This window comes from Pseudonocardia sp. Cha107L01, from assembly GCF_052566575.1.
On record NZ_CP199579.1, the window covers coordinates 7,471,782 to 7,496,459 of the forward strand.

At 71.6% G+C, this 24,678-nt stretch carries 26 protein-coding genes and 1 tRNA gene; 7 read left to right on the forward strand and 20 right to left on the reverse strand.

What is annotated here, in order from left to right:
- Positions 1-112: 112 nt before the first annotated feature.
- Positions 113-484 (reverse strand): gamma-glutamylcyclotransferase family protein, encoded by a 372-nt coding sequence (locus tag ACTXG6_RS35225; protein WP_445183653.1) that lies wholly within the window; start codon positions 482-484, stop codon positions 113-115.
- On the opposite strand from ACTXG6_RS35225, the gene ACTXG6_RS35230 reads away from it, so the two are divergent.
- From ACTXG6_RS35230 to ACTXG6_RS35255, 6 genes are read left to right on the forward strand one after another with little or no spacing between them, the layout of a single operon-like run.
- A complete protein-coding gene (locus ACTXG6_RS35230) occupies positions 437-604 on the forward strand; it encodes a hypothetical protein (RefSeq protein ID WP_445190343.1) in 168 nt (55 codons plus the stop codon). The genes ACTXG6_RS35225 and ACTXG6_RS35230 overlap by 48 nt on opposite strands.
- On the forward strand, positions 601-942 hold the full coding sequence (locus tag ACTXG6_RS35235; RefSeq protein ID WP_445183654.1) for a WhiB family transcriptional regulator: 342 nt from the start codon (positions 601-603) through the stop codon (positions 940-942). The genes ACTXG6_RS35230 and ACTXG6_RS35235 overlap by 4 nt, the downstream gene beginning before the upstream one ends.
- A complete protein-coding gene (locus ACTXG6_RS35240) occupies positions 943-2,520 on the forward strand; it encodes an FtsK/SpoIIIE domain-containing protein (RefSeq protein WP_445183655.1) in 1,578 nt (525 codons plus the stop codon).
- The gene (locus ACTXG6_RS35245; RefSeq protein ID WP_445183656.1) at positions 2,517-4,208 is read left to right on the forward strand and encodes a replication initiator; all 1,692 of its coding nucleotides are present in this window, start codon (positions 2,517-2,519) and stop codon (positions 4,206-4,208) included. Before ACTXG6_RS35240 ends, ACTXG6_RS35245 begins: the two co-directional genes overlap by 4 nt.
- Positions 4,205-4,420, forward strand: coding sequence for a helix-turn-helix transcriptional regulator (locus ACTXG6_RS35250; protein WP_445183657.1), 216 nt, complete (start codon positions 4,205-4,207; stop codon positions 4,418-4,420). Before ACTXG6_RS35245 ends, ACTXG6_RS35250 begins: the two co-directional genes overlap by 4 nt.
- The gene (locus tag ACTXG6_RS35255) at positions 4,378-5,637 is read left to right on the forward strand and encodes a site-specific integrase (protein ID WP_445183658.1); all 1,260 of its coding nucleotides are present in this window, start codon (positions 4,378-4,380) and stop codon (positions 5,635-5,637) included. Before ACTXG6_RS35250 ends, ACTXG6_RS35255 begins: the two co-directional genes overlap by 43 nt.
- 71 nt (positions 5,638-5,708) lie before the next feature.
- Here the strand turns inward: ACTXG6_RS35255 and ACTXG6_RS35260 are convergent.
- From ACTXG6_RS35260 to aroH, 7 genes are all read right to left on the reverse strand, one after another.
- Positions 5,709-5,782, reverse strand: a tRNA-Pro gene (locus ACTXG6_RS35260).
- Positions 5,783-5,875: 93 nt separating this feature from the next.
- Positions 5,876-7,249 carry a sensor histidine kinase gene (locus ACTXG6_RS35265; RefSeq protein ID WP_445183659.1) on the reverse strand — a complete coding sequence of 458 codons (1,374 nt, stop codon included), beginning with the start codon at positions 7,247-7,249 and terminating at the stop codon, positions 5,876-5,878.
- Between the two features lie 41 nt (positions 7,250-7,290).
- Positions 7,291-7,953, reverse strand: a complete 663-nt coding sequence (locus tag ACTXG6_RS35270; RefSeq protein ID WP_445183660.1) for a response regulator — start codon at positions 7,951-7,953, stop codon at positions 7,291-7,293.
- A gap of 43 nt (positions 7,954-7,996) precedes the next feature.
- Positions 7,997-9,427 carry a ribosome biogenesis GTPase Der gene (gene der / locus ACTXG6_RS35275; protein ID WP_445183661.1) on the reverse strand — a complete coding sequence of 477 codons (1,431 nt, stop codon included), beginning with the start codon at positions 9,425-9,427 and terminating at the stop codon, positions 7,997-7,999.
- Positions 9,424-10,125, reverse strand: a complete 702-nt coding sequence (locus ACTXG6_RS35280; protein ID WP_445183662.1) for a lysophospholipid acyltransferase family protein — start codon at positions 10,123-10,125, stop codon at positions 9,424-9,426. Before ACTXG6_RS35280 ends, der begins: the two co-directional genes overlap by 4 nt.
- The gene (cmk, locus tag ACTXG6_RS35285) at positions 10,122-10,850 is read right to left on the reverse strand and encodes a (d)CMP kinase (RefSeq protein ID WP_445183663.1); all 729 of its coding nucleotides are present in this window, start codon (positions 10,848-10,850) and stop codon (positions 10,122-10,124) included. Before cmk ends, ACTXG6_RS35280 begins: the two co-directional genes overlap by 4 nt.
- Before the next feature lie 149 nt (positions 10,851-10,999).
- Complete coding sequence (aroH, locus tag ACTXG6_RS35290) at positions 11,000-11,362, reverse strand: chorismate mutase (RefSeq protein ID WP_445183664.1); 363 nt, start codon at positions 11,360-11,362, stop codon at positions 11,000-11,002.
- A 93-nt stretch (positions 11,363-11,455) separates the two neighbouring features.
- On the opposite strand from aroH, the gene ACTXG6_RS35295 reads away from it, so the two are divergent.
- On the forward strand, positions 11,456-11,917 hold the full coding sequence (locus ACTXG6_RS35295) for a peroxiredoxin (RefSeq protein ID WP_445183665.1): 462 nt from the start codon (positions 11,456-11,458) through the stop codon (positions 11,915-11,917).
- Positions 11,918-11,988: 71 nt separating this feature from the next.
- Here the strand turns inward: ACTXG6_RS35295 and ACTXG6_RS35300 are convergent, their stop codons facing one another.
- The 12 genes from ACTXG6_RS35300 to ACTXG6_RS35355 form a co-directional block, all read right to left on the reverse strand.
- A complete protein-coding gene (locus ACTXG6_RS35300) occupies positions 11,989-12,741 on the reverse strand; it encodes a pseudouridine synthase (protein WP_445183666.1) in 753 nt (250 codons plus the stop codon).
- Positions 12,734-13,462 carry an SMC-Scp complex subunit ScpB gene (scpB, locus tag ACTXG6_RS35305; RefSeq protein ID WP_445183667.1) on the reverse strand — a complete coding sequence of 243 codons (729 nt, stop codon included), beginning with the start codon at positions 13,460-13,462 and terminating at the stop codon, positions 12,734-12,736. Before scpB ends, ACTXG6_RS35300 begins: the two co-directional genes overlap by 8 nt.
- Positions 13,459-14,292, reverse strand: a complete 834-nt coding sequence (locus tag ACTXG6_RS35310) for a segregation and condensation protein A (RefSeq protein WP_445183668.1) — start codon at positions 14,290-14,292, stop codon at positions 13,459-13,461. The genes scpB and ACTXG6_RS35310 overlap by 4 nt, the downstream gene beginning before the upstream one ends.
- Positions 14,289-15,191, reverse strand: coding sequence for a ParA family protein (locus ACTXG6_RS35315; protein ID WP_445183669.1), 903 nt, complete (start codon positions 15,189-15,191; stop codon positions 14,289-14,291). Before ACTXG6_RS35315 ends, ACTXG6_RS35310 begins: the two co-directional genes overlap by 4 nt.
- A 166-nt stretch (positions 15,192-15,357) precedes the next feature.
- A complete protein-coding gene (xerD, locus tag ACTXG6_RS35320; protein WP_445190183.1) occupies positions 15,358-16,260 on the reverse strand; it encodes a site-specific tyrosine recombinase XerD in 903 nt (300 codons plus the stop codon).
- A 119-nt stretch (positions 16,261-16,379) separates the two neighbouring features.
- Positions 16,380-16,943: an NUDIX domain-containing protein gene (locus tag ACTXG6_RS35325; RefSeq protein ID WP_445190184.1), complete on the reverse strand. Its 564-nt coding sequence runs from the start codon at positions 16,941-16,943 to the stop codon at positions 16,380-16,382.
- Between the two features lie 65 nt (positions 16,944-17,008).
- Positions 17,009-18,712, reverse strand: a complete 1,704-nt coding sequence (locus ACTXG6_RS35330; RefSeq protein ID WP_445183670.1) for a CTP synthase — start codon at positions 18,710-18,712, stop codon at positions 17,009-17,011.
- A 39-nt stretch (positions 18,713-18,751) separates the two neighbouring features.
- Positions 18,752-19,693, reverse strand: coding sequence for a copper transporter (locus tag ACTXG6_RS35335; protein WP_445183671.1), 942 nt, complete (start codon positions 19,691-19,693; stop codon positions 18,752-18,754).
- 2 nt (positions 19,694-19,695) lie between these two features.
- Complete coding sequence (gene steA, locus ACTXG6_RS35340; protein WP_445183672.1) at positions 19,696-20,889, reverse strand: putative cytokinetic ring protein SteA; 1,194 nt, start codon at positions 20,887-20,889, stop codon at positions 19,696-19,698.
- A gap of 163 nt (positions 20,890-21,052) precedes the next feature.
- Positions 21,053-22,882, reverse strand: coding sequence for a DNA repair protein RecN (gene recN, locus ACTXG6_RS35345; RefSeq protein ID WP_445183673.1), 1,830 nt, complete (start codon positions 22,880-22,882; stop codon positions 21,053-21,055).
- 44 nt (positions 22,883-22,926) lie between these two features.
- Positions 22,927-23,844, reverse strand: a complete 918-nt coding sequence (locus ACTXG6_RS35350; RefSeq protein WP_445183674.1) for an NAD kinase — start codon at positions 23,842-23,844, stop codon at positions 22,927-22,929.
- Complete coding sequence (locus ACTXG6_RS35355) at positions 23,841-24,677, reverse strand: TlyA family RNA methyltransferase (RefSeq protein WP_445183675.1); 837 nt, start codon at positions 24,675-24,677, stop codon at positions 23,841-23,843. Before ACTXG6_RS35355 ends, ACTXG6_RS35350 begins: the two co-directional genes overlap by 4 nt.
- Position 24,678: the final 1 nt, after the last annotated feature.

Sequence of the window (24,678 nt, forward strand, 5' to 3'; positions counted from 1 at the left end):
CCCGCCGGCCGCGCCGGGCCGGAGGTAGAGGCGCGAGTCGGCGGGGCCGGCAATTGCCGGCCCGCGCCGCCGCAGGCGGCGCCTTGATCTCATATAGGCAGATTCGGCAGCATTAGGCGCGGTGCTGGCTGGCTGTGGCCTCGTGGGCTTTCCTCCATCGGGCACACCGTGCCAGGTATTCGGCGAGTTCGCGGCTGGTCAGGGAGTCTGACTGCCAGACAGTGCCGTTGGTGGCTTCGGTCCAGACGTAGGCAAGCGCCGTGCCGTTCGTGGGACGGAGGCGGACCGCAGTGAGCGCGTACGTCGGGTCTTCAAACGCGTCGAGCATTGCCCATTCGGCCCATGTCAGGTCGGTATATACGCGACCGGGCGCAACTTCGTTGAGCCGAGCGATAAGCCCGGGGTAAAGCAATCCGGGTAGACACGCCGATCGCCAGTGGTCTTCGGCCGTGCGCTGTTCGTGGCGATCGCGGACCGCGAGCAACGCGCCCGGCTGCTGGGTCAGATGGCCACCGACTGGCGCCGGCGCGAAGCCGGAGAGCCGGTGTGCGCCGTCATCGGGTGCGGCTGCACCGGCCCGGACGACTGCGAGGTGACGGCATGAAGGGCGTCACGGGAGTGCGCTCCCGGCGGGTCCGCGAGCTGCTCACCAACCTGGGGTTCATCGCGCCGGCAGTGCGGGGCTGGCGGGACCAGGCGGCTTGCTCCGGCACAAATCCAGAGGTGTTCTACCCGGTCGGTTCCGGCCCGGAAATCGCGCCTCGCGTGGCAGCGGCCAAGCAGATCTGCGCCGGGTGCCCGGTGCGACAGGTGTGCCTGGCCGACGCCATGTCCTGGGAAGACCCGGCCCTGCGCTGGGGCGTCGTCGGCGGCCTATGGGCGGCTGATCGGTCGGAGCTGTTCGAGAACCGTCGCGTCAACCAGATCGGGGAGGTGGCCTGAATGCACACGCAAGCTGTGGTCCTGCTGCTCGTCGGCCTGGCTGTGCTCGGCTGGGTGCTGCATTGGCTCGGTCACTACCTCAAGCAGGCGTTGGAGGTGCTGGCGACCATCGCGGTCGTGTTCGCCGCCCTGTGGCTGATCGGGAAGGCCTTGTGGTGGACGGGCAAGACGATCGTCAAGCACTGGCGCACCACCCTGACCACAATCGCCGTCGCCGCGTGGTGGCACTGGTGGGGCTGGCAGTCCCTCGCCATCACCCTCGGCACCGTTGCCGCTGGCCTGGTGGTGTGGCGGTTGGTGGAACTCAGCTCGTTCGATGTGTGGGCGGGGCGTCATCTGCGGTCGTGGTGGCAGCGCTGGGTGATCTACGCCCCGAAGATGCCGCGCTGGTTGCGGGCCTGTCGGCTGACGGTGCCCGATGCGGAGCAGCAGATCACGATCAACGTCAACCCGTTCAAGCGGACCGCGCTCGCTCCGAAGTCCAAGCCACGCCCGGATCAGGTCCCGAGGATCGTGGGCGTTCGGTCGGGTCCGTCGTGGGACGAGGTCCGGGTCAAGCTGGTGGCCGGGCAGAAGCCGGAGGACTTCGACCTGGTCGCCCGGGAGCTCGCGGTGGCCCGGGGCGTGATGCGGTGCCAGGTTCGGGAGCTCAAGCCGAACGTGGTCTCGATCGACTTCCAGCGCTGCAACCTGCTGCTCGACCCGGTCCCGGCCCGCGACCTCGCCAACCTGGTCGACGTGGATCCGGGGTCGGTGGATCTGCGGCGGGTGTGGTCGGGACGGACCGAGTACGGGGTGGACTGGTACCAGCCGTTGATCGGTGGACACACCCTGGTGGTCGGCTCGACCGGGGCCGGAAAGAACTCCTTCACCTGGTGCCCGCTGATCTCCATGGCCCCGGCCATCCGCGCTGGACTCGTGCGGGTCTCCGGGATCGACCCCAAGGGCATGGAGCTGGCCTACGGACGCGGGATCTTCCACCGCTACGCCGTCACCGCGAAAGAAGCCCTCACCATGTTGGACGACCTGGTTGAGGAGATGAATGCCCGCAAGGCCACCCACGCGGGCAAGGTCCGGACAGTGCCGATCACGCGGGAGACTCCGCTGGAGTTGGTGGAGTTCGACGAGATCGCCGCGCTGACCAAGTACGTCGGGGACCGCAAGATCCGTGAGGCGATCATCGAACGGGTCGCCCTGCTGACCACCCAAGGCCGAGCCCTCGGCTACACCGTGCGCGGGTACGTCCAGGAGCCGAATAAGGACACCGTCCCGGTCCGGGACCTGTTCCCCCGCCGCATCTGCCTCCGCGTGCCCACCAAGAGCCATGTAGGGATGGCGCTCGGGGACCACGCCTACGACCGGGGCGCCTGGGCCAACCGAATCGGCGAGTCCGAGGCCGGCGTGGGCTACCTGTTCGGCGAGGGCATCCGCGAACCGCTGCGGGTGCGGGGTGGCTGGGTGCCCGACGAGCAGATCAAACAGCTCGAAGCGTTCGTCACCGGCCCGTCCTTCGACACAACCCCGGGCACCGTGCTGGCCCTGCCCGCACCGGCCCCGTACCCGGCTGGTGTGGCATGAGCACCGAAGCACACCAGGAGACGGACGGGCAGGTCGTCGATCAGGACCAGCTCACTCGCGCGCAGAAAGCCCTCCTTGCCCTAGCCGGGGATGTGGCGCAGCAGTTGGCCGAGGACCACGGGGTCTGTGTTCGTCCGTTGGCTATGCGTCGGATCGACCTCACCACGGGACGGATCGACGTGGTCGCGGTGCCGTGCGGGTCGACGCGGGAAGACGTGTGTAACCCGTGCGCGCAGAAAGCTCGCCGGCTGCGGGTAGTGCAGTGCCGCCAGGGCTGGCACCTCGAGCAGGAACCCGACCCCGACCCGGTCGAACCGACCGCGCTTCAGAAGGAGCTGATGGCCTCCCGAGCTGATCTGCACGCGGCGTATCAGCTGGCGAAGGAGGCCGGCGAGGAGAACGAGTGCGCCGAGATCGCCGACATCGTCACTGAGCTGGACGAGGAGCTACGCCGGCTCGGGGTGCGGGGTCGGTTGGAGCCGCTGGACGCGCCGGAGAAGGCCACGGTCACCCGGTCGACGCAGCGACGCCAGGACGTCCCGGATCTGCCTCGGCGGCCGGTGGAGAAGCGCACCGTCGGGCAGGTGTTCGCGGGCAAGTACCGGCCCTCGACGTTCCTCACGCTGACGCTCGGCTCGTACGGGAGGGTCGACTCAGACGGGGCGGCGATCAACCCGGACACCTACGACTACCGGACGGCCGCTCGGGACGCGATCCACTTCCCGGCATTGGTGGACCGGTTCTGGCAGAACACCCGCCGTTGCGTGGGATGGGAGGTGCAGTACTTCGGCGCGGTCGAACCACAGAAGCGCGGTGCCCCGCACTTCCACGCCGCCATCCGCGGCTCCATCTCCCGTGCTGAGTTGCGGGCGATCACGGCGGCGACCTATCGGCAGATCTTCTGGCCCAACCACGACACCCAGCGCTACACCGGCAAGAACATGCCGTTCTTCGACGGCAAGGCCAAAGGCTTCGTCGACCCCGACACCCGCAAGCTCCTGCCCACCTTCGACGAGGCCACCCCCGGCAAGGGCGAGCCCCCGGCGCACGTGGTCCGCTTCGGCGCCCAGGTCCACGTCAAGGGCATCCTCGGCGGCACCGAAGAAGCCGGCCGCCACATCGGCTACCTGACCAAGTACCTGACCAAGTCCGTCACCCAAGCCGCCGGTTTAGCCGAGGACGCCACCAACCGGCAGCGCGAGCACGCCCGCCGCCTCGTCGCTGAACTCCAGGTCACCCCGTGCACGCCTCGCTGCCCGGTGTGGCTGCTCTACGGCATCCAGCCCCGGGGCGTGCGGATGAACACCATGCCCGGGGAGTGCAAGGGCAAGGCACACAAGGCCGAGTACCTCGGCATCGCCGGCCGCCGGGTGCTCGTCTCCCGCAAGTGGTCCAACAAGTCCCTGTCCGACCACCGGGCCGAGCGAACTGAATTCGTTCGGCAACTGCTCGACAAAGCCGGCGTCCAACCCTCCTACGCCGTCGACGACGGCCCATTCCTGTGGGAACGGACCAAATCCGGGGACACCGACGTCCCGACCCGCCCGGCGCTGCTCTTGCAGGCCATCAGCCAGCGACAACGCTGGAAAGCCGACTACCTCGCCGCACAGCTCAAAGCCGGCGAACCACCAAGCGCCAACTGTTCGGCAACTAGTGATCAAGGGCACGAGAGGGGGCACGCGGCATGAACGCAGATCTACTCGCCGGGCGCTGGTACTCCACGGAGGAGCTGGCGCAGCTGCTCGGCGTAGACCCGTCCTCAGTCCGGCGATGGCGAACATCGCTTCCACCGCAAGGGCCGCCGTTCGTACGGTTGTCGTCCAGACTCACGATCTACAACGCCAGTGACGTGGAGGAATGGCTTCGCAGCCGCCGAATCGTCCCGGAGAGGGCAGCGTGATGGGCGCCATCGCATCGCTTCCTGTCGGCATCCCGATCTCGCACGACATCGAGGTCCGGGCTGATCGCGCGAGCCAGTATCGGGCGCGCGTGCGCTGGGTCGAGCCGGCGACAAAGCAGCGTCGGTCCAAGTCGGAATCGTTCGGCACCGAGGAGGAGGCCCTCGCCTGGATTACGACCGTACGCAATGCGGCCAGTCGCGGCGTTGACCCCCTGGCCGCCACCATGCCGCTCGCCGAATATGGCGCCGCCGTGCTGGACCTGGCAATGCGCGGGCTGGAGGGCAAGACCCTTGATCCGTACCTGGCTGGCTGGCGGAAGCGGGTGATCCCGACGCTCGGTCACCTACCGGTGCGAATGATCACCAACGGTGCGGTGGACCGGGCGGTGCACGGCTGGATCGCCGACGAGTGCGGCCGCTCTACCGTGAAGAACAGCCTCGCCGTGTTGGTGCGAATCCTGGAGCAGGCCGTCCGGGACGGGATCATCGATCGGAATCCCGCCCGAGTGTCGGGATGGCAACGCGAGTACCAGCGCCTCGCCGATGAGCTGGATGATCCGCGATCGCTCGCCCTCCCCGACTGGTCGGCGCTGACGGAGCTGGCCCAGGCCCTGGTCGATCGTTCGGCGGACAAGTTCAGTGGATGGGGCGAGGTGGTGATCTTCGCAGCCTGTACGGCTGCCCGGATCGGTGAGGTGTCCGGCGTGCGGGTGGCGGACATCGACCTGCGCACCTGGACCTGGACCGTCCGGCGCCAGACCACAGCCGGTCCGGGCGGTCTGATCGACAAGGGGACAAAGGGCAAGCGCGCACGATCGGTGCCAGTCATCGCGGAGATTCGCGACCTGGTGCAGCGCCGTGCGACGGCGCACTCCGATCCGAACGCACGGATCTTCGCCGGTCCGCGCGGCGGGCGGATCTCCACGGCGGTCCTGCGGGATGCGACGCACTGGGACGAGGTGGTCACCAAGCTCGGCCACGAGCATCTTCGCCGCCACGACCTGCGGCACACCGGCCTGACGTGGATGGCTGACGCGGGCGTTCCGGTGCACGTGCTGCGCAAGATCGCCGGGCATGGATCGCTGATGACGACGCAGCGCTACCTGCACCCGGATTCGGCGACTGTCGCTGCCGCCGGCGACTCGCTGACCGCGTACCTGAGGGCGCCCCGGTCCCCAAGTGGTCCCCAGCTCCGCATCGTCGGGGACATCGCATGATCGACCAGCAACGAAGAAAAAGGCCCGCTGACCTGGATTAACTCCAAGTCAGCGGGCCTTTGGCAACCCTGTCGGGACGACAGGATTTGAACCTGCGACCCCTTGACCCCCAGTCAAGTGCGCTACCAAGCTGCGCCACGTCCCGGTTGCCCCCGTGGGGCAACGGTAGCCTACCGCAGGCTGCGGCGGGCCGAGACAACCGGTCGTGGCGACCCCTCGTTCACCTAATAGCGCTCGATCAGTGTGCTCGGGCACCCTCTACCGCACTACCGTCCTTGGTCTCCTCACGCGTGGATACTTTGGTATCCCTAAGCTCGGTTTCCACGGGACCCGACACGGTCGCCGCCGGCGGGGTCACAGAGGGCGACAGCGGCAACACCGAGGGCGTCATCGAGGACGACAGCACGCCACCCACGGCGGCACCCACAGCGCCGGCACCCACAGCGCCAGCGCCCATGGAACCGCCACCGGCCGGATCCGTGCCCACGTCGCCCAGTGCCGCCGGCAGCCCGGTGACCGACCAGTCCCGGTCGCGCTCACGGTCCAGCGGCGGCGTCGGCAGCCGACCCTGGACCGCGAAGCCACCCTTCGACGTCGGCCGCGCCCGCAACCGGCCGCCCATCATGCCGATCCGTTCCGCGAGGCCGGCCAGGCCGCCGCCGGGGTGCCCGCTCGGGAGTACCAGCTGCGACCGGGGCGGCCGTCCATTCGTCACTGTCACCCGGAGCTCGGTGGCCCACCGCTCCATCCGGACCTCGACCTCCGCCCCCTCGGCGTGCTTGGCCGCATTGGTCAGCGACTCCTGGATCAGCCGGTACACGGTGCGCTCGACACCGAGCGGGATGTCGTCGCCGAGGCGGTCCGCCCCGATCAGCTCCACCTGCATGCCGCTGTCCCGCGCCCTGGCCACCAGCTCGGACAGCGCCGCGATACCGGCCCTGAGCTCGGAGTCGGTGTCGAGCAGGCCGAGCGCGGCGCGCATCTCCGCCAGCGCCCGCTTCGCCAGCACCCGCAGGCGCTCGGCGGTCTCCCGGGTCCCCTGGTCCTTGCTGGTGGCGGCCAGCGCGGCGGCACTCACCGCGATCAGGGTGGCGTGGTGGCCAACGGCGTCGTGGATCTCCCGCCCGATCCGGTCCCGCTCGGCCGCCCTGGCCACCTCTTCGCGGGCCGCCACCGTGGCTTCCCGGGCGGCGGACAGGTCACGCAGGCTGGCCTGCAGCTGCTCGCGCGTCGTGATCAGCATGCCGAGGACCGCCGGCGCACCGCTGTACAGCGACGCGGCCAAAATCGTGAGCAGTACGTCCGGCCAGCGCAGATGCTGCATGAGGATGACCGGCACGACCGCCGAGCCGCAGCAGGCCGCGACCCACGGAACCGTGGGCAGCCGGCGACCGGTGAACCGGCCCAGGGTGTACAGCGCGACCATCGTGGCCGGCCAGCCCAGCCCCCCGACCACAGCGGGCAGGCAGGCGAACACGATCAGCCGGGGGCGCCGGTACCGCAATGGCAGCAGCGCACACGCGAGCAGCGCGGTCGCCAGGGACCACGGGAACGGCCCAGGAGCCCCGAGCAGGGCCACCGCGGCGGTGATCCCCACCCCGAGTGCCTGCATCCACCATGTTCCCGGCTGCGGCCCGCTGACCCGTCCCTCGTTCATCCCACCCCGAGCCCCTGAGCGAGCAGCGCGGCCTGCACCCTGTTCTGCGCACCGAGCTTGGCCAGCACCGCGGATACGTACTTCTTCACTGTCGCCTCCGCCAGCCCGAGACTGTCCCCGATCGCGGCGTTGGAGTGACCGGCGGCGATGAGCGCCAACACCTGGCGTTCCCGCAGCGTCAGCTCGTCGAGGCTGGGCGGCACCCGTTCCGGCCCGCCGGCGACCAGCCTGGGCAGCAGCCGGGCGGTGATCCGCGGATCCAGCACCGCTCCCCCGGCGGCCAGATCCAGCACCGCCCGGATCAGTGCGGCCGGCTCGGCGTCCTTGAGCAGGAAGCCCTGCACCCCGATGCGGAGTGCCTCGCTGATGTAGCCGTCGAGGTCGAACGTGGTCAGCACGGCCGCCGGCGGCGCGTCCGGCTCCTTGGCCAGCGCGCGCAGCGCCGCGAAACCGTCCACGCCCGGCATCTGGACGTCGACCAGCACCACCTGGGGGCGGTGTCGGCGCACCGCCTCCAGCAACTCGGCGCCGTCGGCGGCCTCGGCGACCACCTTGACGGTGCCCTCCGCCTCCAGTACCACCCGCAGACCGGCCCTGAGCAGAGCTTCGTCGTCGGCGAGCACTATCCGTACCGGCGCATCGTACGGCCGGACAGTCATGCTGACCTCCTGCCGGATGGGGGCGAGCCCTCGTCCTAACAGCCTACTGTCTACGCCGCCGCTCACGGACCCGTACAGAGATCCTTATCGGGCTACCGGTGAAATCGAAATCTTCGCGCAACCGGCGCTCAATGAAACGCCGGTACGCCGGCTCCAGGAAACCGGTGGTGAACAGCACAAATGTCGGCGGCCGGGCCTGCGCCTGGGTCGCGAACAGGACCTTGGGCTGCTTGCCACCGCGCACCGGCGGCGGCGTAGCACTGATCACGTCGGACAGCCAGCCGTTCAACAGGCCGGTCGGGATCCGCCGGTCCCAGGACTCGAGCGCGGTACGCAGCGCGGGCGCGAGCTTGGCGACCGCCCGGCCGGTCAGCGCGGACACGTTCACCCGCTCCGCCCAGGTCACCCGGACCAGGTCCCGCTCCAGCTCCCGGCGCATGGCCAGGCGGCGCTCCTCGTCCACCAGGTCCCACTTGTTGAACACCAGCACCAGCGCCCGGCCGGACTCCTCGACCATGGTGATCACCCGCTGGTCCTGCTCGGCGAGCGGCTCGGAGGCGTCCACGAGTACGACCGCCACCTCGGCCGCCTCGATCGCCGACTTGGTCCGCAGGCTGGCGTAGTACTCCATCCCGCTCGCCTGGCGCACCCGCTTGCGCAGGCCGGCGGTGTCGACGAACCGCCAGATCTGCCCGTCCAGCTCGACCAGCGAGTCGACCGGGTCGACGGTCGTGCCGGCGACCGAGTCCACCACCGAGCGCTCCTCACCGGTGACCCGGTTGAGCAGGCTGGACTTGCCGACATTGGGCTTGCCGACCAACGCGACCCGCCTCGGCCCGCCGGCCTGGACGCCGATCAGGTCCCTCGGGGTCTCCGGCAGCACCTGCAGGATCGCGTCCAGCAGGTCACCGGAACCACGCCCGTGCAGCCCACTGACGACTCGGGGCTCACCCAGGCCGAGCGACCACAGTGCGGCGGTGTCCGAGGTCAGCCGGTCGTCGTCGACCTTGGTCGCGACCAGCAGCACCGGGCGGTCCGAGCGCCGCAGCACCCGGGCCACTGCCTCCTCCGTCGCGGTCGCGCCGACCTGCGCGTCCACCACGAGCATGATGGCGTCAGCGGTGGCCATGGCCAGCTCGGCCTGCGCCGCGATCGAGGCACGAAGCCCCTCCGCGTCCGGCTCCCAGCCCCCGGTGTCGACCAGGGTGAACCGTCGCCCGTTCCACTGCGCGTCGTAGGCAACCCGGTCCCGGGTCACCCCGGAGATGTCCTGCACCACCGCCTCGCGACGGCCGAGCAGTCGGTTGACCAGCGTGGACTTACCGACGTTCGGTCGGCCTACCACAGCCAGCACTGGTGCCGGCGGCACCGCGTCGGCCGCCTCGTCCCCGGTCAGACCGCCTTCGTCCGCCGCGTCCAGAGCGAGCGCGGCGGCCAACTCGGCGTCGTCCGACCACGTCCCTTCGGTACTCATCGCGCCTCCCGCGCGTCGGGATCGGCTCTGTCGCCGATCTCGCCGCGCAACACATCAAGTTCTCGTACCAGGCCGGCGAGCGCCGACCTGATCTGCTCGGTCGCGACCGCTAGTCCGGCCCGACCACGTTCCTCGCTCACCGCGAACGGCTCCCCCATCAGGATGTCCACCCGGGGGCGGAACCGTCGGCCGGAGCCGGCCGGTCGGCGGGTGCCCCGGCACACCACCGGCACCACGAGGGCGCTGGTGGAGCGGGCCAGCCAGGCCGCACCGTTCTGCGCGGCCGCCGCGTCGCCGACCCCCCGGGTGCCCTCCGGGAACACCGCGACGAGGCCACCGCCGCGCAGCACCCGCTGCGCGGCCAGCAACGGGGCCCGGTCCGGTTCGCCCCGGCGCACCGCGAGCTGCCCGATCCGGGGTAGTGCCCAGCCCGCCGGCCCCCGGAACATCTCCTGCTTCACCAGGAACACCGTCCGCCGGCCGAACATGCCGAACAGCAGCGGCCCGTCCACGAACGCACTGTGATTGGCCACCAGGACCACCGGTCCCTGTGCCGGCACCTGCTGCGCACCATGCCAACGCAGCCGGTACACCGGCTTGAACAGCCAGGTGCCGACCCACCGGGCCAGGTCGTGCAGCGGCGGCCAGCTCCCCACCGGCAGGTCGGCCGCGCCGGTGCCCTCCGCCTGCCGGCTCATGGGGCGTGACCCCGCTGCCCGTGTTCCACCAGGCCGCGCTCGGCGGCCAGCGCACGCAGTGCGGTGAGCACACCGGACACGTCCAGCTCCGTGGTGTCCAGGATCACCGCGTCCTCGGCGGGGCGCAACGGTGAGGTGGCCCGCCCGGAGTCCAGTGCGTCCCGGCGCTGCACCGCCACCAGCGCGCTGGCCTGGTCGCCGCCGCGGCCCGCGCGACGGTCCTGGCTGCCCCGCCGGTTCGCCCGTACCTCGGCGGACGCGGTCAGATAGACCTTGAGGGTGGCATCCGGAGCGACCACGGTGCCGATGTCCCGGCCTTCCACCACGATCCCGTGCCGGTCACCGGCCAGCACCGAGCCGATGATCCGGCGCTGCTCGTCGACCAGCCGCTCCCGGACCGACGGGTGTGCGGAGACCGCGCTCACCGCCGAGGTCACCCGCTCTCCCCGGATCTCACTCGCCACGTCCTCACCGCCCAGTCGGACACTCGGTTCCGCCGGATCGGTGCCCACCTCGATCACCGCGCCGACCGCCACCGGGATCGCCGCCGCCGCCGAGGGATCGAGTCCCGCGCGCAGCACGGCCAAGGTGGCCGCCCGGTACATCGCGCCGGTATCCAGATATCCCGCCTTCAGCTGGCGCGCCAACCGGCGCGCCACCGTCGACTTCCCGGTGCCGGACGGTCCATCCAGCGCGACAACCCCGCGCAACCGCTCAGCACCCACGAGTGTCCATTGTGCCGTGCCGCGCGACGGAGCCGGCGCCGGCCACGGCACCGACCTCCGATCGAGGCCGACTATACCGCCCGCGGCGCCTCAGCGAGCCGTCCCGGAGCTGACCTCCGGGCCGCTCACCAGCAGCGCGACGGCCCTGTTCAGCGCGGCAGATCGGTGCGCAGCGCGGCCGCGCCACGCAGGTAGACGTGCCGGATGTCGGCCCTGGGCAGATCGGTCTCCACGTGCGCCATCAGCCGCAGCACCCTCGGCATCGCCCCGGGCACCGCGATCTCGGTGGCACACAGCAGCGGAACGTCGGTCAGCCCCATCTTCCGCGCGGCGTACGCGGGGAACTCGGAGGTGAGGTCCGGGGTGGCGGTGAAGAGCATCGAGATGACGTCGGCGGCGGCGAGCTTGTTGCGGTAGAGCACCTCGGCAACGAGCTCGGCGCTCGCCTCCAGGATCTCGTCCCGGTCGTCGTGGTCCACCTGCGTCGCCCCGCGCACCGCCCGAACTGACATAGTCAGAGAATACTGGCTCGGTCGCGGGGCAGCCCGTCGAGCGTTCACAGCGGCGGCCACAGGCGCGCTCCCCATCCCGAGAGAAGGACCCCCATGAAAGCCGGCGACCAGGTCAGCGACTTCGAGCTGCGGGACGAGACAGGCCAGCCGCGCACGCTGAGCGCCCTGCTCGCGAAGGGTCCGGCCGTGCTGTTCTTCTACCCGATCGCATCCAGCGGCGGCTGCACCCGGGAGGCATGCCACTTCCGGGACCTGGCCGAGGAGTTCGCCTCGGTCGGCGCTCAGCCGGTCGGTATCAGCCCGGACTCGGTGTCCAAGCAGCAGAAGTTCGCGAGCGCACACTCCCTGGGCTACCCGCTGCTGTCCGACGACGGCGGCGCGGTGGCCAGGGAGCTCGGGGTCTGGCGCAAGCTGATCCCGATCCACACCAAGCGGGTCACCTTCGTGATCGGCGCGGATCGCCGGATCATCGAGGTGATCAAAGGTGAGGTGCAGTTCGACCGGCACGCCGACGAGGCGCTGCGGGTGTTGCGGGAACGCCAGTCGGCGGCCTGAGCAGCGACGTCAGCAACGCCCGCCGCGGCCAAGCCGGGGGCCGGTCGCGCCGACCGGCCCCACTGCCGCTCTCAGAGGTCGACGGCCTCGTACAGCGAGCCCAGCTCCGGCTGGCTGAGCGCCCGGAGCGAGCCGGGCCGCTGCGGGCCCAGCTGGACGCCGGCGATCGCGGTGCGCACGAGCCGCCGCACCGGGTGACCGACCTCGTCCAGCAGCCGGCGGACCACGTGCTTGCGGCCCTCGTGCAGCACCAGCTCGACCATGGCCTTGCCGGCGAACGAGTCGACCACCTTGAACGAGTCCACCCGCACCGGGCCGTCGGCCAGCTGCACGCCCTCCCGCAGCCGCCGCCCCAGCTCACGCGGGATCGGCCCGGGCACCTCGGCCAGGTAGGTCTTCGGCACCTCGAACGAGGGGTGCATCAGCCGGTGGCCGAGCTCGCCGTCGTTGGTCAGCAGCAGCAGGCCCTCGGTGTCCGCGTCCAGCCTCCCGACGTGGAAGAGCCGGTCGTCCTTGCCGGCCACCAGGTCGCCGACGCAGGGCCGACCCCGGTCGTCGGACATCGCGGAGAGCATGCCGCGCGGCTTGTTCAGCGCCAGGTGCACCACGTCGTCGCGCAGCTGAACCCGGGCGCCGTCCACCCGGACCACCGCGGTCTCCGGGTCGATGCGGCGGCCCATCTGGCTGACCACCTCGCCGTCCACGCTCACCCGGCCCTCGGCGATCATCTCCTCGGCCGCCCGGCGGGATGCCACGCCGGCCTTGGACAGCACCTTCTGCAGTCGGGTTCCGCTCGGTTCAGCAGAAAAACGCTGTTCAGACATCGTCGATCGAGTCCACCTCGGGTAGCAATGGGGCCAATGGGGGCAGCTCGGCCAGTGATGACAGGCCCAACCGTTCCAGGAACATCTCCGATGTGCGGTAGAGAATGCCCTGGGTTTGCGGGTCGATTCCGAACTCTTCGACCAGCCCCCTGGTCAACAGGGTACGCATGACCCCATCGCAGTTCACGCCGCGCACCGCGGAAACCCGCGCCCGGGTCACCGGCTGGCGGTAGGCCACCACCGCCAGGGTCTCCAGCGCAGCCCTGGTCAGCCTGGCGCGTTGGCCGTCCTTGAGCATCCGCTCGACGTAGGGCGCGTAGCGGTCCCGGGTGTAGAACCGCCAGCCCTCGCCGACTTTGCGCAGGTCGATGCCCCGCTCCTGATCGCGGTAGCCCGCGGTCAGCCGGCCCAGCGCCGTCACCACCCGGTCCGTCGGCTGCCGCAGGGCGGCGGCCAAGGTCGCTTCGTCGACCGGTTCGTCGACCACCAGCAGCAGCGCCTCCAGCGCGCTGTCCAACATGTGGTCGTCGACCAGGTCGTCGTCGGGGGGATCGGTCTCGACCCGCTCACTACCGGCCGACTCGCCGGCCGGCTCACCGTCGGACAGCTCACCGTCGGACGCCGGCAGGTCGGTCGGTTCGCCGTCCGTCGGCCGCACGCCGTCGGTCGGTTCGGCGGCGAGCGGCTCGTCGCGCTCGGTCGCCAGGCCGTTCTCGCTCACGACCCGTCCCTCGGCCCGGTCCAGCTGACCATCAGCTCGCCGAACGACTCCTCCTGGTCCAGCAGCACGTTCGACTCCCGGTACAGCTCCAGCACCGCGAGGAACCGGGCCACCATCTGCATCGGCTCGTCGCAGTCCGCGGTGAGCTGGTGGAAGCTGGCGCGGCCGAGCTCGAGCAGTCGCTCACGCAGGACCGCCATGTGCTCGGGGACCGAGACCAGGCCGGCGTGCAGGTGGTCCAGCGACACCGTCGGCGGCGGTTTGGGCCGGAACACCGAGGCGGCCAGCTCCGCGAAGCGCTGGGCGTCCATCCCGAGCATCACCTCGGGCAGCAGCTCGGCGAACCGGGGCTCCAGCGCCACCGAGCGCGGGTAGCGGCGCATCGCCGAGGCTTCCAGCTCCACGAACAGCGCGGCGACCCGCTTGTACGCCCGGTACTGCAGCAGCCGGGCGAAGATCAGGTCCCGGGCCTCCAGCAGCGCCAGGTCCTCGATGTCCTCCACGTCCGCCCCGGGCAACAACCGGGCCGCCTTGAGGTCCAGCAGGGTGGCCGCGATGACCAGGAACTCGGTGATCTCGTCCAGGTCGGCGTCCGTGCCGGCGGCGGCGAGCGCCCTGGTGTGCGCGATGAAATCGTCGGTGACCTGGTGCAGCGCCACCTCGGTGACGTCCAGCTCGTGCTTGTTGATCAGCTGCAGGAGCAGGTCGAACGGGCCGTTGAAGTTGTCCAGGTTGACGGTGAACCGGGGTACCGGCGCCTCGCCGGACCGGTCCGGCGAGGTCCTCCGCGCCGCTTCGTCCGCCCGCTCGGGCGTGGCGACAAGACTCACCGGGCGGCCGCCTCGCGGGCGATCACTTCGCGGGCCAGCTGGCGGTAGGCCTCGGCTCCCGCCGAGTTCGGCGCCCACCGGGTGATCGGCTCACCGGCGACCGTGGTCTCCGGGAAGCGGACCGTGCGGTTGATCGTCGAGTCGAACACCAGCTCGCCGAACGCCTCGATCACCCTGGCGCGGACCTCGCGGGTGTGCACCGTGCGCGGGTCGTACATGGTGGCCAGGATGCCGCTGATCGCCAACCGGGGGTTCAGCCGGTCCCGTACCTTCTCGATCGTGTCCATCAGCAGCGCCACCCCGCGCAGGCTGAAGTACTCGCACTCCAGCGGGATCAGCACACTGTCCGCGCAGGTCAGCGCGTTGATGGTGAGTAGGCCGAGAGACGGCTGGCAGTCCACAAGCACCATGTCGTAGTCCCCCAGCACCGGCCGGAGGACCCGACCGAGGGCCTGCTCCCTGCCGACCTCGCTGACCAGCTGCACCTCGGCGGCGGACAGGTCGATGTTGCTGGGTAGCAGGTCCATCCCGGGCACCTTGGTGGGGATGATCACCTCGTCGACCTTCACCTCCCGCTCCATGAGCAGGTTGTGAATGGTCCGGTCCAGCTGGTGCGGCTGGACGCCGAGGCCGACCGACAGCGCCCCCTGGGGGTCGAAGTCGACCAACAGCACCCGGCGGCCGTACTCGGCCAGCGTCGCGCCCAGGTTGATGGTGGACGTGGTCTTGCCGACGCCACCCTTCTGGTTCGCGACCGCGATGATCCGGGCGGGCCCGTGGAAGTTCAGCGGTGCCGGTACCGGTGCCATGGCACGAGGGCGGTTGGCGGGAAAGTCCTCCACCAGGTCCGGCTCGTCGAGCGGCGCCGGCCCCGGATCCATCGGCCGGGGTGTCGACATGCTGGCTCCAGAATCTCGCTAGGGTCGCTCGCATCACGCGAGGTTCGGCTTCCATTCCGACGTTCTGGGTGTTCAACGCGTCAGCGTAAGCGTCCCGGAGATCTCAACCAAAACGCCTCGCCGCGTGTTGCCAATGAGTTTTGCGATGTTCGTGGTACTGGCGTGCTCAGTCGAGTGCCCGGGGATGCGCGAGCGTGTAAACCTCACGCAGCGAGTCCACGGTGACCAGGGTGTACACCTGAGTGGTTGTCACCGAAGCGTGTCCCAGCAGCTCCTGGACCACCCGCACGTCGGCGCCGCCCTCCATCAGGTGGGTGGCGAAGGAGTGCCGCAGCGTGTGTGGCGACACCGGCTCGGTGACCCCGGCCCGGTCCGCCGCGCTGCGCAGTACCTGCCACGCGCTCTGCCGGGACAGCCGCCCGCCCCTGGCGTTGAGGAACACCGCTGGGGTGCCTCGGCCCCGGATTGCCAGGCCCGGCCGGGACCGCACCCGGTATGCCTCGAGCGCGGCGACCGCCGGCCGCCCGATCGGCACCAGTCGCTGCTTGCCGCCCTTGCCGGACAGCAGCACCCCGCGCTCGGCCAGGTCGACGTCGTCCAGGTCGAGGCCGACCGCCTCGGAGATCCGCGCCCCGGTGGAGTAGAGCAGCTCGAGCAGCGCCCGGTCCCGCAGGCTGAGCGGTTCGTCAAGACCGCACGCCTCGAGCAGCCGTTCCACCCGGTCCAGCGGCAGCGCCTTGGGCAACCGCCGGGGTGGGGTCGGCGGGTGCACCTCGCGGGCCGCGTCGGCGGGCAGCAGCCCGTCGCGCACCGCGAACCGGTGCAGCCCGCGCACCGCGACCAGCGTCCGGGCCGCCGAGGAGGTGGCCAGCGGCGGGTGGTCGGCGTCGCCCTCCCGCAGTACCGCCAAGAACTCCGCCACCACCAGCTCGGTCACGTCAGCCAGCGCGGTGATACTCCGCCGATCCAGGTACTCGGCGTATCTGCGCAGGTCACGGCGGTAGGAGCGGAGCGTGTTTTCGGCGATGCCGCGCTCCACCACGAGGTGGTCGAGGTAGCCGCGCAACACTGCGCCGAGTTGGCCGGGCGCCCCGGGGAACGCCGCGCCGACCGACGTCGACGTGCGCGCGCCCGCCCCCCGCACCGTCATGAGGGCGCCATTCTAGTATTCGGCGGCCTCGGCCCTGATCAGCCGGTACCCGAGGCGAACGCGGTCGGCCGGTCCGGCCACGGTGCGTCCACCGGGCGGGGCCGTGCCAGTCCGGAGCGCACCGCCTGCACCGCCAGTATCCCGGCCGCCGATACCGCGTTCACGATCTCGCCGGCCAGCACCGCGCGCACCGCGTCGGCCAGCGGCAGCCAGCCCACCTGCAGCTCGGACTCCTCGTCGTCGCCGAGGTCGGGTCGCGCCACCGCGGCAAGACCGGTCGCCAGGAACACCCGCACGCTCTCGTCGCTGAACCCCGGCGAGGTGTCCAGGTCCACCAGCACCGACCACTCGGTGGCGGTCAGCCCGGCCTCCTCGGTGAGCTCCCGGGCCGCGGCGTCGACCGGGTTCTCCCCCGCGTGGTCGAGCAGGCCGGCGGGCAGCTCGCGCAGCCGGCGGCGCACCGCGTGCCGGTACTGGTCGATCACCGCGATCCGGCCCTGCTCGTCCACCGCCGCGATGGCCACGGCCCCGGGGTGCTCCACGATCTCCCGCGTGGCCACCCGGCCGCCGGGCATCTCCACCTCGTCGGCCCGCAACGCCATCACCCGGCCCCGGTAGATCCGGCGGGTGTCGCGCACCGGGAAGGTGTGCCGCGCCTCGGTGGGGGTCACCGGGGCACCCCGGCGCGCTCCGGCTCGTTCTCCGGCAGCTCCACCGGCAGCCGGTCCGCCGCCCGGTAGCGCAGCGCGGCCGACACGAACGCCCGGAACAGCGGGTGCGGGCGGGTCGGGCGGCTCTTCAGCTCGGGGTGTGCCTGGGTACCGACGAAGAACGGGTGCGTCGCCCGGTTCAACTCGATGAACTCCACCAGCCTCCCGTCCGGCGAGGTCCCGGAGAACACCAGGCCCGCGTCGGCCAGCTTGTCCCGGTACTGGTTGGCCACCTCGTAGCGGTGCCGGTGCCGCTCGGACACCCGGGTGCTGCCGTACGCGTCGGCGGTCAGGGTGCCCTCGGCCAGCGTGGCCGGGTAGGCACCCAGGCGCATCGTGCCGCCCATGTCCCGCTGCCCGGACACCACGTCCTCCTGGTCGGCCATGGTGGAGATCACCGCGTGCGGGGTGTCCGGGTCGAACTCGGCGGAGCTCGCCCCGTCCAGGCCGGCCAGCGAGCGGGCCACCTCGATCACCATGCACTGCAGCCCGAGACAGAGCCCGAGCACCGGGATGCCGCGTTCCCTGGCGTACCGGATCGCACCGATCTTGCCCTCGATGCCCCGGATGCCGAAGCCGCCGGGGATGAGCACGCCGTCCACCCCGGCCAGCGCGGTAGCAACCCCGGCACCCTCGCAGTCGTCCGAGGTCACCCAGGTGACCTCGACGTGCGCGCGGTGCGCGAAGCCGCCGGCACGCAGCGCCTCGGTGACCGAGAGGTAGGCGTCCGGCAGGTCCACGTACTTGCCGACCAGGGCGATCCGCACGGTCTCCTTCGGGTGGTGCACCCGGTCCAGCAGGTCGCCCCAGACCGTCCAGTCCACGTCCCGGAACGGCAGCCCGAGCCGGCGCACCACGTAGGCGTCCAGCCCCTCGGTGTGCAACACCTTCGGGATGTCGTAGATGGATGGCGCATCCGGCGCCGCCACCACGCCGTCGGTGTCCACGTCGCACATCAGGCTGATCTTGCGCTTCATCCCGTCCGGGATCTCCCGGTCGGCCCGCAGCACCAGGGCGTCCGGCTGGATACCGATATTGCGCAGGGCGGCCACCGAGTGCTGGGTCGGCTTCGTCTTCAGCTCGCCCGAGGGTGCCAGGTACGGCACCAGCGAGACGTGCAGGAAAAAGCAGTTGTCCCGGCCGACGTCGTGGCGGACCTGGCGGACCGCCTCGAGGAAGGGCAGCGACTCGATGTCGCCGACCGTGCCGCCGACCTCGGTGATCACAACGTCCGGGGTCAGCCCGGAAGGGTCCGGCGCGCCCATCGCCAGGATCCGGTCCTTGATCTCGTTCGTGATGTGCGGGATGACCTGGACGGTGTCGCCCAGGTACTCCCCGCGCCGCTCCTTGGCGATCACGGTCGAGTAGACCTGCCCGGTGGTGACGTTCGCCCGCCCGGACAGGTTGCGGTCAAGGAACCGCTCGTAGTGGCCGATGTCCAGGTCCGTCTCGGCGCCGTCTTCGGTGACGAACACCTCGCCGTGCTGGAACGGATTCATCGTGCCGGGGTCGACATTGAGGTAGGGGTCCAGCTTCTGCATGATCACCCGAAGTCCACGGGCGGTCAACAGCTGGCCGAGGCTGGAAGCGGTCAGTCCCTTACCGAGCGAGGAAGCAACACCGCCGGTGACGAATACATGCCGAGTCACGCGCGTCTGCACGGATACTCACGGTAACACCGCTTGGCGACAAACCAAGCGTCAACCCGCCGATGCACCCGGTATGGCCGCCTGCGCGTTGCTCGCGTCGCCGTATCGGCCGGCTCGGCCCTCGGCCTGTTCACGCAGCGCGAGCACGGTTGCCACCCGTCCCATCGCGCTCTGTACGTCGTCGACGGTGGACAGCGCGGCCGACGTCGTGGTGTCCGCCCGGACCACGCCCACCGCCCCGGTGGAGTCCGCCGTGCCGGAGCGCCCGGCGAGCACCGCCCCGCTGCTGGCGTGGTCCAACTCGGTGGCCAGCCGGGCCACCGTGGCGGCCCGCTCGGCGGCATCGGTGCCGGTCAGACCGCCGCCGGTGATGACCAGTGCGAGCTGCGCGGGTGCCGGCCTCGGCCCCGGCCGGACGAAACCGGCCTCGGTGAGTCCGGCCAGCGCGGCGGCCGCCTGGTCCGGGGCGACGTGTGGCTGCCCGGTCTGGCCGCGCAGTAGCAGCACGCTGCCGAGCAGCCCGCCGACCAACCCACCGGCGTCGGTGGCGCTGGGTAGCTGCGCACCGGCTGGCAGCAGCCGGGTGGTCAGGTCCCGGATCTGGTCCGCCCTGGCCGGGTCGACGATCGCGTCGGCGAGATCAAGCTCACCGGTGATGGTGCCGCCGGCCTGCCCGATCAGCCCGCGCACGGCGTCCCGGTCCGCCAGGTCGGCGTCCGGGGCCAGCACGAGCACCACCTTGCGCTGCGCCAACTGGTCCTTCACCACGGCCGGGGCCACCGATGCGGCGAAGGAGTTCGCGGCCCGCTGGCTGGCCTCCAGATCGCCGCGCTGGGCGCTGAGCTGGTCGATCTGCTTGGTGAGGCTGTCGCGGTCCCCAGCGACGACTGAGAGGAGCCGCTGGCTCACGCTGGTCGAACCGAGTGCAACGCCGAGGGCCAGCGCCAGGAAGACGGCGACCAGCGAGACGAGGTGGTATCGAAGGGTCAACACTGTTATAACCACCCCTTCACGAGCTGCATCGACCAGGACACGCCACGTTCGAGATAGCCGAGCAGGGCCGGGCCGGCGTCGGACACCAGCAGCGCGGTCAGGGTGGCCAGCAGCACCGCGCCGACCAGCACCAGGACCGCACCGGCCGACACCGGGCTGCGGTACAGCGCGGCCACCGCCTTGCCGTCGACCAGCAGGTTGCCCACCCGCAGCCGGGTCAGGAACGTCGAGGCGTTGCTGCTGGAGCGGCCGTGGTCGAGGAACTCCGCCAGGGACGCCTGGAACCCGACCGTGACGATCAGCGCGGCGCCGTGGTGGTGGGCCAGCAGCAGCGCCAGGTCCTCCGGGTTGCCCGAGGCGGGGAAGGTCACCGCGCCGGCACCGAGGTCCTGTACCCGCAGCAGCCCGGGCGCGTGGCCGTCCGCGAACGCCGGAACCACCACGTCCGCGCCGCAGGTCAGCACCCGGTCGGACACCTCGGCCGGGTCACCCACAATCAGGTCCGGGCGGTAGCCGGCGTCCCACAGCGCGTCGGCGCCGGCACCCACCCCGACCAGCACCGGGTGGTACTCCTTGAGGTAGCGCTTCAGCCCCGCCAGGTCGGCGGCGTGGTCGGTGCCACCGGCCACCACGACCACGTGGTGGCCCTCCAGCGGCACCCGCACGTCGGGCACCCCGACGCCGTCGAGCAGCAGCGCCCGGTCCTGGTGCATGAACTCGATGGTGTTGGCGGAGAACGCCTCCAGCTGGTTGGCCAGGCCCTTCTTGGCGGCCTCCATCGCGGTGGCCACCGACTCGGCGGTCTGCGGCACGCCGCGGGCAAGCAGCTGCTCGCCGACGAACACGCCGCCGTCGTGCAACCGGAGCCGGGCACCGTCGCGCAACTGGCGGAAGACGTCGTCGCCGACGCCGTCCACGATGGTCACGCCGGCGGCGACCAGTACGTCCGGGCCGAGGTTCGGGAACCGCCCGGAGATCGACGGCGCGGCGTTGACCACCGCGCTGACCCCGGCCGCGACCAGCGCGTCCGCGGTGACCCGGTCCAGGTCGATCTCGTCGAGCACGGCGATCTCGTGCAGGCCGACCCGGCGCAGCAGCGCATCGGTGTTGCGGTCCACCCGGGCGACACCGGTCAGTCCCGGCAGCTCGCGGCGGTCCCGTGGGCTGACGGCAGCGAGTAAGCCGGACATCTTCATGCCCACGATGGTGTCAAGCCCCTCACCATACCGCCGGCATTTCCGTCCGCGAGTCGCGGATCCACTTTCCCGGGCCGGGGCGGCCGCTGAGAGCACGCTAGGCCGGTCGGCGGTGCCCGGGGGACGTCCGGGCGGCGCCGCGCCGGCCCGGTTCAGCTGCCGGTCAGTGTGCCGCGACCGTGCGCTTCTTCGAGGCACCCGGCGCCCTGGCCTGCGACTTCTCCCGGGTCGCGGTGGTCAGCAGCTCCTCGGCGTGGGCCCGCCCGGTGCTCGTGTCGTCGAGCCCGGCGAGCATCCTGGCCAGCTCGACGATCCGGTCCGCCTCGCTGAGGGTGCGAACCCGCCCCTGCGCCACACCGTTCTTCGCGGCACCGCGCTTGTCCACCACCACGTGGCGATCCGCGTACGCGGCCACCTGCGGCAGGTGTGTCACCACGATCACCTGGTGGGTCGCCGCCAACCGGGCCAGCCGGCGTCCGATCTCCACCGCCGCCCTGCCGCCGACACCCGCGTCGACCTCGTCGAACACCATGGTCGGCACCGGGTCGGCGTCGGCCAGCACGACCTCGAGCGCGAGCATCACCCGGGACAGCTCACCACCGGAGGCCCCCTTGTGCAGCGGCACCGGCCCCGCGCCGGCGTGCGGCACCAGCCGGACCTCGACCTCGTCCACCCCGTCCGGCCCGGCCGCCACCCAGCGCCCGGACAGTTCCAGTCCGGCGCCGTCCCGGCCGGCGGCCGCGCCGTCGAGCTCGCGGCGGGACAGCTCGACCAGCAGCCGGGAGTCGGGCATGGCCAGCCCGGCCAGCTCCGCCGTGACCGCCGCCGCGAGCTCACCGGCGGCCTTGCGGCGGGCCGAGGACACCGACTCGGCGTGCCGGCCCAGCTCGCCGGCCAGCTCGTCACGGCGGGCCTGCAGCGCCGCGATCGCGTCGTCGCTGGTGTCGATGCCGGAGAGCCGCTCGGTGGCCTGGTCGGCCCAGGCCAGCACCCCGTCGATGTCGGCGGCGTACTTGCGGGTGAGCGCGCGGAGCTCAGCCTGCCGCACGAGCGCCACCTGCAACCGCTCCGGGTCCGCGTCCAGGGCGGTCAGATATCCGGTGAGCTCGCCGGTGAGCTCACCGAGCAGCATCGCCACCTCGGCGAGCCGGGGCTCCAGCCGTTCCAGCTCCGGGTCGCCGGTGCCGTTGAGCAGCCGCCGCGCCTCGCCGACCAGGCCGAGCGCGCCGGGCAGGTCGGGAGCACCGTCGGGCGTGCCGTCCGCGTCCGCGCCGTCGCCGCCGGCCACGGCGAGCCGGGCGCCCCCGGCGGCCGAGCGCAGGTCGTCGGCCGCCGCGAGCCGGCGCGCCTCCTCGACCAGCGCGACGTCCTCCCCCGGCTGTGGCCTGACGGACTCGATCTCGGCCAGCCCGTGGCGCAACAGGTCGGCCTCACGAGCCAGCTCGCGGGCCCCGTCCCGACGCTCGACCAGCTCGGTGCAGGCCGTGCGCCAGAGCGCCCGCACCGACCGGTAGCGCTCCAGCGGACCGGCCACCGCCTCGCCCGCGTAGCGGTCCAGCACAGCGCGCTGCTCGACCGGGCGCAGCAGCCGGAGCTGGTCGTTCTGCCCGTGCACCGCCAGCATCGACTCGGCCAACCGGGACAGCACACCGACCGGGACGGAACGGCCGCCGAGGTGTGCCCGGGACCGCCCGTCCGAGCTGACGGTGCGCACCGCGATCAGGGTGCCGTCCTCGTCGACCTCGGCACCGACCTCCTCGGCGAGACGCAGCGCGGGGCCTCCGGCGTCGAACCGCCCCTCCACCAGCGCCCGGCTGGCGCCCTCCGCGACCCGGGACGCCTCGGCGCGACCGCCCCCGAGCAGGGTCAACCCGGTGACAACCATGGTCTTACCGGCACCGGTCTCCCCGGTCAGCACGGTCAGACCAGGGTGCGGCTCGAGTGTGGCGTCGTCGATGACACCAAGGCCCTGGATCCGCATCTCGGCCAGCATGGCGGCAGTCTAGGTGGCGGGCCCGACGACACCGAGCAGGGCGGTCACGAGTGGTGTGGCGGTGTCGGGACGCCACGCCAGCCGCGCACCGGAAGACTGAACTTGCGGACCAGCCGATCGGTGAAGGGCTGGTCGCGCAGCCGCACCAGGCGGACCGGCGCCTCCCCCTGGGCGAGCTCGACCCGGGCGCCCGGGGGGATCGGGATGGTGCGCCGCCCGTCGGCCACCAGGACGGCCGGGTAGCCCTTGGCGTCCACCTCGATGGCCACCTCCGAGCTCGGCGAGATCACCAGCGGGCGGGCGAACAGGGCGTGCGCGGTCAGCGGCACCAGCAGCAGCGCCTCGACCTCGGGCCAGATCACCGGCCCCCCGGCGGAGAAGGCGTAGGCGGTCGAGCCGGTCGGGGTGGCGCACAGCACGCCGTCGCAGCCGAAGCCGGTCACCGGCCGGCCGTCCACCTCGAGCACCACCTCCAGGATGCGGCCCCGGTTGACCTTCTCCACGACCGCCTCGTTGAGCGCCCAGGTGCTCCGGACCGGGCCGCCGTTGAGCACCACCGAGGCCTGGACGGTCATCCGCTCCTCGACGTGGTAGTCCCCCTCGATCACCGCGCTGATCGCCTCGTCCAGCGATTCCGGGTCGGCCTCGGCGAGGAACCCGACCCGGCCCATGTTGACCCCGAGCAGCGGCACCCCGGCAGGCCGGGCCAGTTCGGCGGCCCGCAGCAGGGTGCCGTCGCCGCCGAGCACCAACGTCACCTCGGCGCCGTCGGCGGCCCCCGGATGGGCTTCGACGGCGATCGGCTCCATCCCGGGCGGCAGGTCCCCCGGCACCTCGGACCACTCGTCGGCGAAGATCCGCATCCGGATGCCGGCCGACGCAAGGCGCCGCACCACCCCGGCCGCCGTCGACTGGTTCACCTTCCGCCCCGAGTGCACCACCAACAGAGCCTCACGCGTCACTGAGGGCCCTCCTGTACCGCCCGCTCCAGCATGGCGTCCACATTCTGCTCGGGCTCCGGTTCCGCCGCCTGTTGGTCGGCGGGGCGCACGGTGCTCAGCCAGAGGAAGTACTCCACGTTGCCGGCCGGCCCGGGTGCCGGGCTGGCCACCGCGCCCCTCGGGAACCAGCCGAGAGCGGCGGCCGCCGCCGTGACCTCACGCAGTGCGGCCACCCGCAGTTCCGGTTCGCGCACCACGCCACCGGGCCCCAGCCGGCGCCGCCCTACCTCGAACTGCGGCTTGACCATCGGCACCAGGTCGCCGGTGGTCTCGGTGCAGGCGGTCAGCGCGGGGAACACGGTGCGCAGCGAGATGAAGGACAGGTCGGCCACGGTCAGCGATACCTGACCGCCGATGGCTTCCGGGGTCAGCGAGCGGACGTTGGTGCGGTCCAGCACCTCGACCCGCTCGTCGGTGCGCAACCGCCACACCAGCTGGCCGTACCCCACGTCGGCGGCGACCACCCGCGTGGCGCCCCGGTGCAGCAGCACGTCGGTGAAGCCACCGGTGGAGGCGCCGGCGTCCAGGCAGCGGCGACCGGTCACCGAGAGCCCGAGCGGCTCGAACGCAGCCAGCGCCCCGACCAGCTTCAACGCACCGCGCGAGGCCCACTCCGGGCCCTCGTCCTTGCGCACGATCACCGGCGCATCGATCTCCACCGAGGTGGCCGCCTTGCTGGCCGCCACCCCGCGCACCATGACCCGACCCTCCGCGATCAGCTCGGCGGCCTGCTGACGGGACCGGGCAAGCCCCCGCCGGACGAGTTCGGAGTCCAGCCGGGCCAGGCGAGGCACC

Coding starts and splice junctions, on each gene's coding strand:
- ACTXG6_RS35235 (WP_445183654.1), top strand. CDS start 601: ATGAAGGGCGTCACGGGAGTGCGCTCCCGGCGGGTCCGCGAGCTGCTC.
- ACTXG6_RS35240 (WP_445183655.1), top strand. CDS start 943: ATGCACACGCAAGCTGTGGTCCTGCTGCTCGTCGGCCTGGCTGTGCTC.
- ACTXG6_RS35245 (WP_445183656.1), top strand. CDS start 2,517: ATGAGCACCGAAGCACACCAGGAGACGGACGGGCAGGTCGTCGATCAG.
- ACTXG6_RS35250 (WP_445183657.1), top strand. CDS start 4,205: ATGAACGCAGATCTACTCGCCGGGCGCTGGTACTCCACGGAGGAGCTG.
- ACTXG6_RS35255 (WP_445183658.1), top strand. CDS start 4,378: ATGGCTTCGCAGCCGCCGAATCGTCCCGGAGAGGGCAGCGTGATGGGC.
- ACTXG6_RS35265 (WP_445183659.1), bottom strand. CDS start 7,249: ATGCAGGCACTCGGGGTGGGGATCACCGCCGCGGTGGCCCTGCTCGGG.
- ACTXG6_RS35270 (WP_445183660.1), bottom strand. CDS start 7,953: ATGACTGTCCGGCCGTACGATGCGCCGGTACGGATAGTGCTCGCCGAC.
- der (WP_445183661.1), bottom strand. CDS start 9,427: ATGAGTACCGAAGGGACGTGGTCGGACGACGCCGAGTTGGCCGCCGCG.
- ACTXG6_RS35280 (WP_445183662.1), bottom strand. CDS start 10,125: ATGAGCCGGCAGGCGGAGGGCACCGGCGCGGCCGACCTGCCGGTGGGG.
- aroH (WP_445183664.1), bottom strand. CDS start 11,362: ATGTCAGTTCGGGCGGTGCGCGGGGCGACGCAGGTGGACCACGACGAC.
- ACTXG6_RS35295 (WP_445183665.1), top strand. CDS start 11,456: ATGAAAGCCGGCGACCAGGTCAGCGACTTCGAGCTGCGGGACGAGACA.
- ACTXG6_RS35300 (WP_445183666.1), bottom strand. CDS start 12,741: ATGTCTGAACAGCGTTTTTCTGCTGAACCGAGCGGAACCCGACTGCAG.
- ACTXG6_RS35315 (WP_445183669.1), bottom strand. CDS start 15,191: ATGTCGACACCCCGGCCGATGGATCCGGGGCCGGCGCCGCTCGACGAG.
- ACTXG6_RS35325 (WP_445190184.1), bottom strand. CDS start 16,943: ATGGCGTTGCGGGCCGACGAGGTGGAGATGCCCGGCGGCCGGGTGGCC.
- steA (WP_445183672.1), bottom strand. CDS start 20,889: ATGAAGATGTCCGGCTTACTCGCTGCCGTCAGCCCACGGGACCGCCGC.
- recN (WP_445183673.1), bottom strand. CDS start 22,882: ATGCTGGCCGAGATGCGGATCCAGGGCCTTGGTGTCATCGACGACGCC.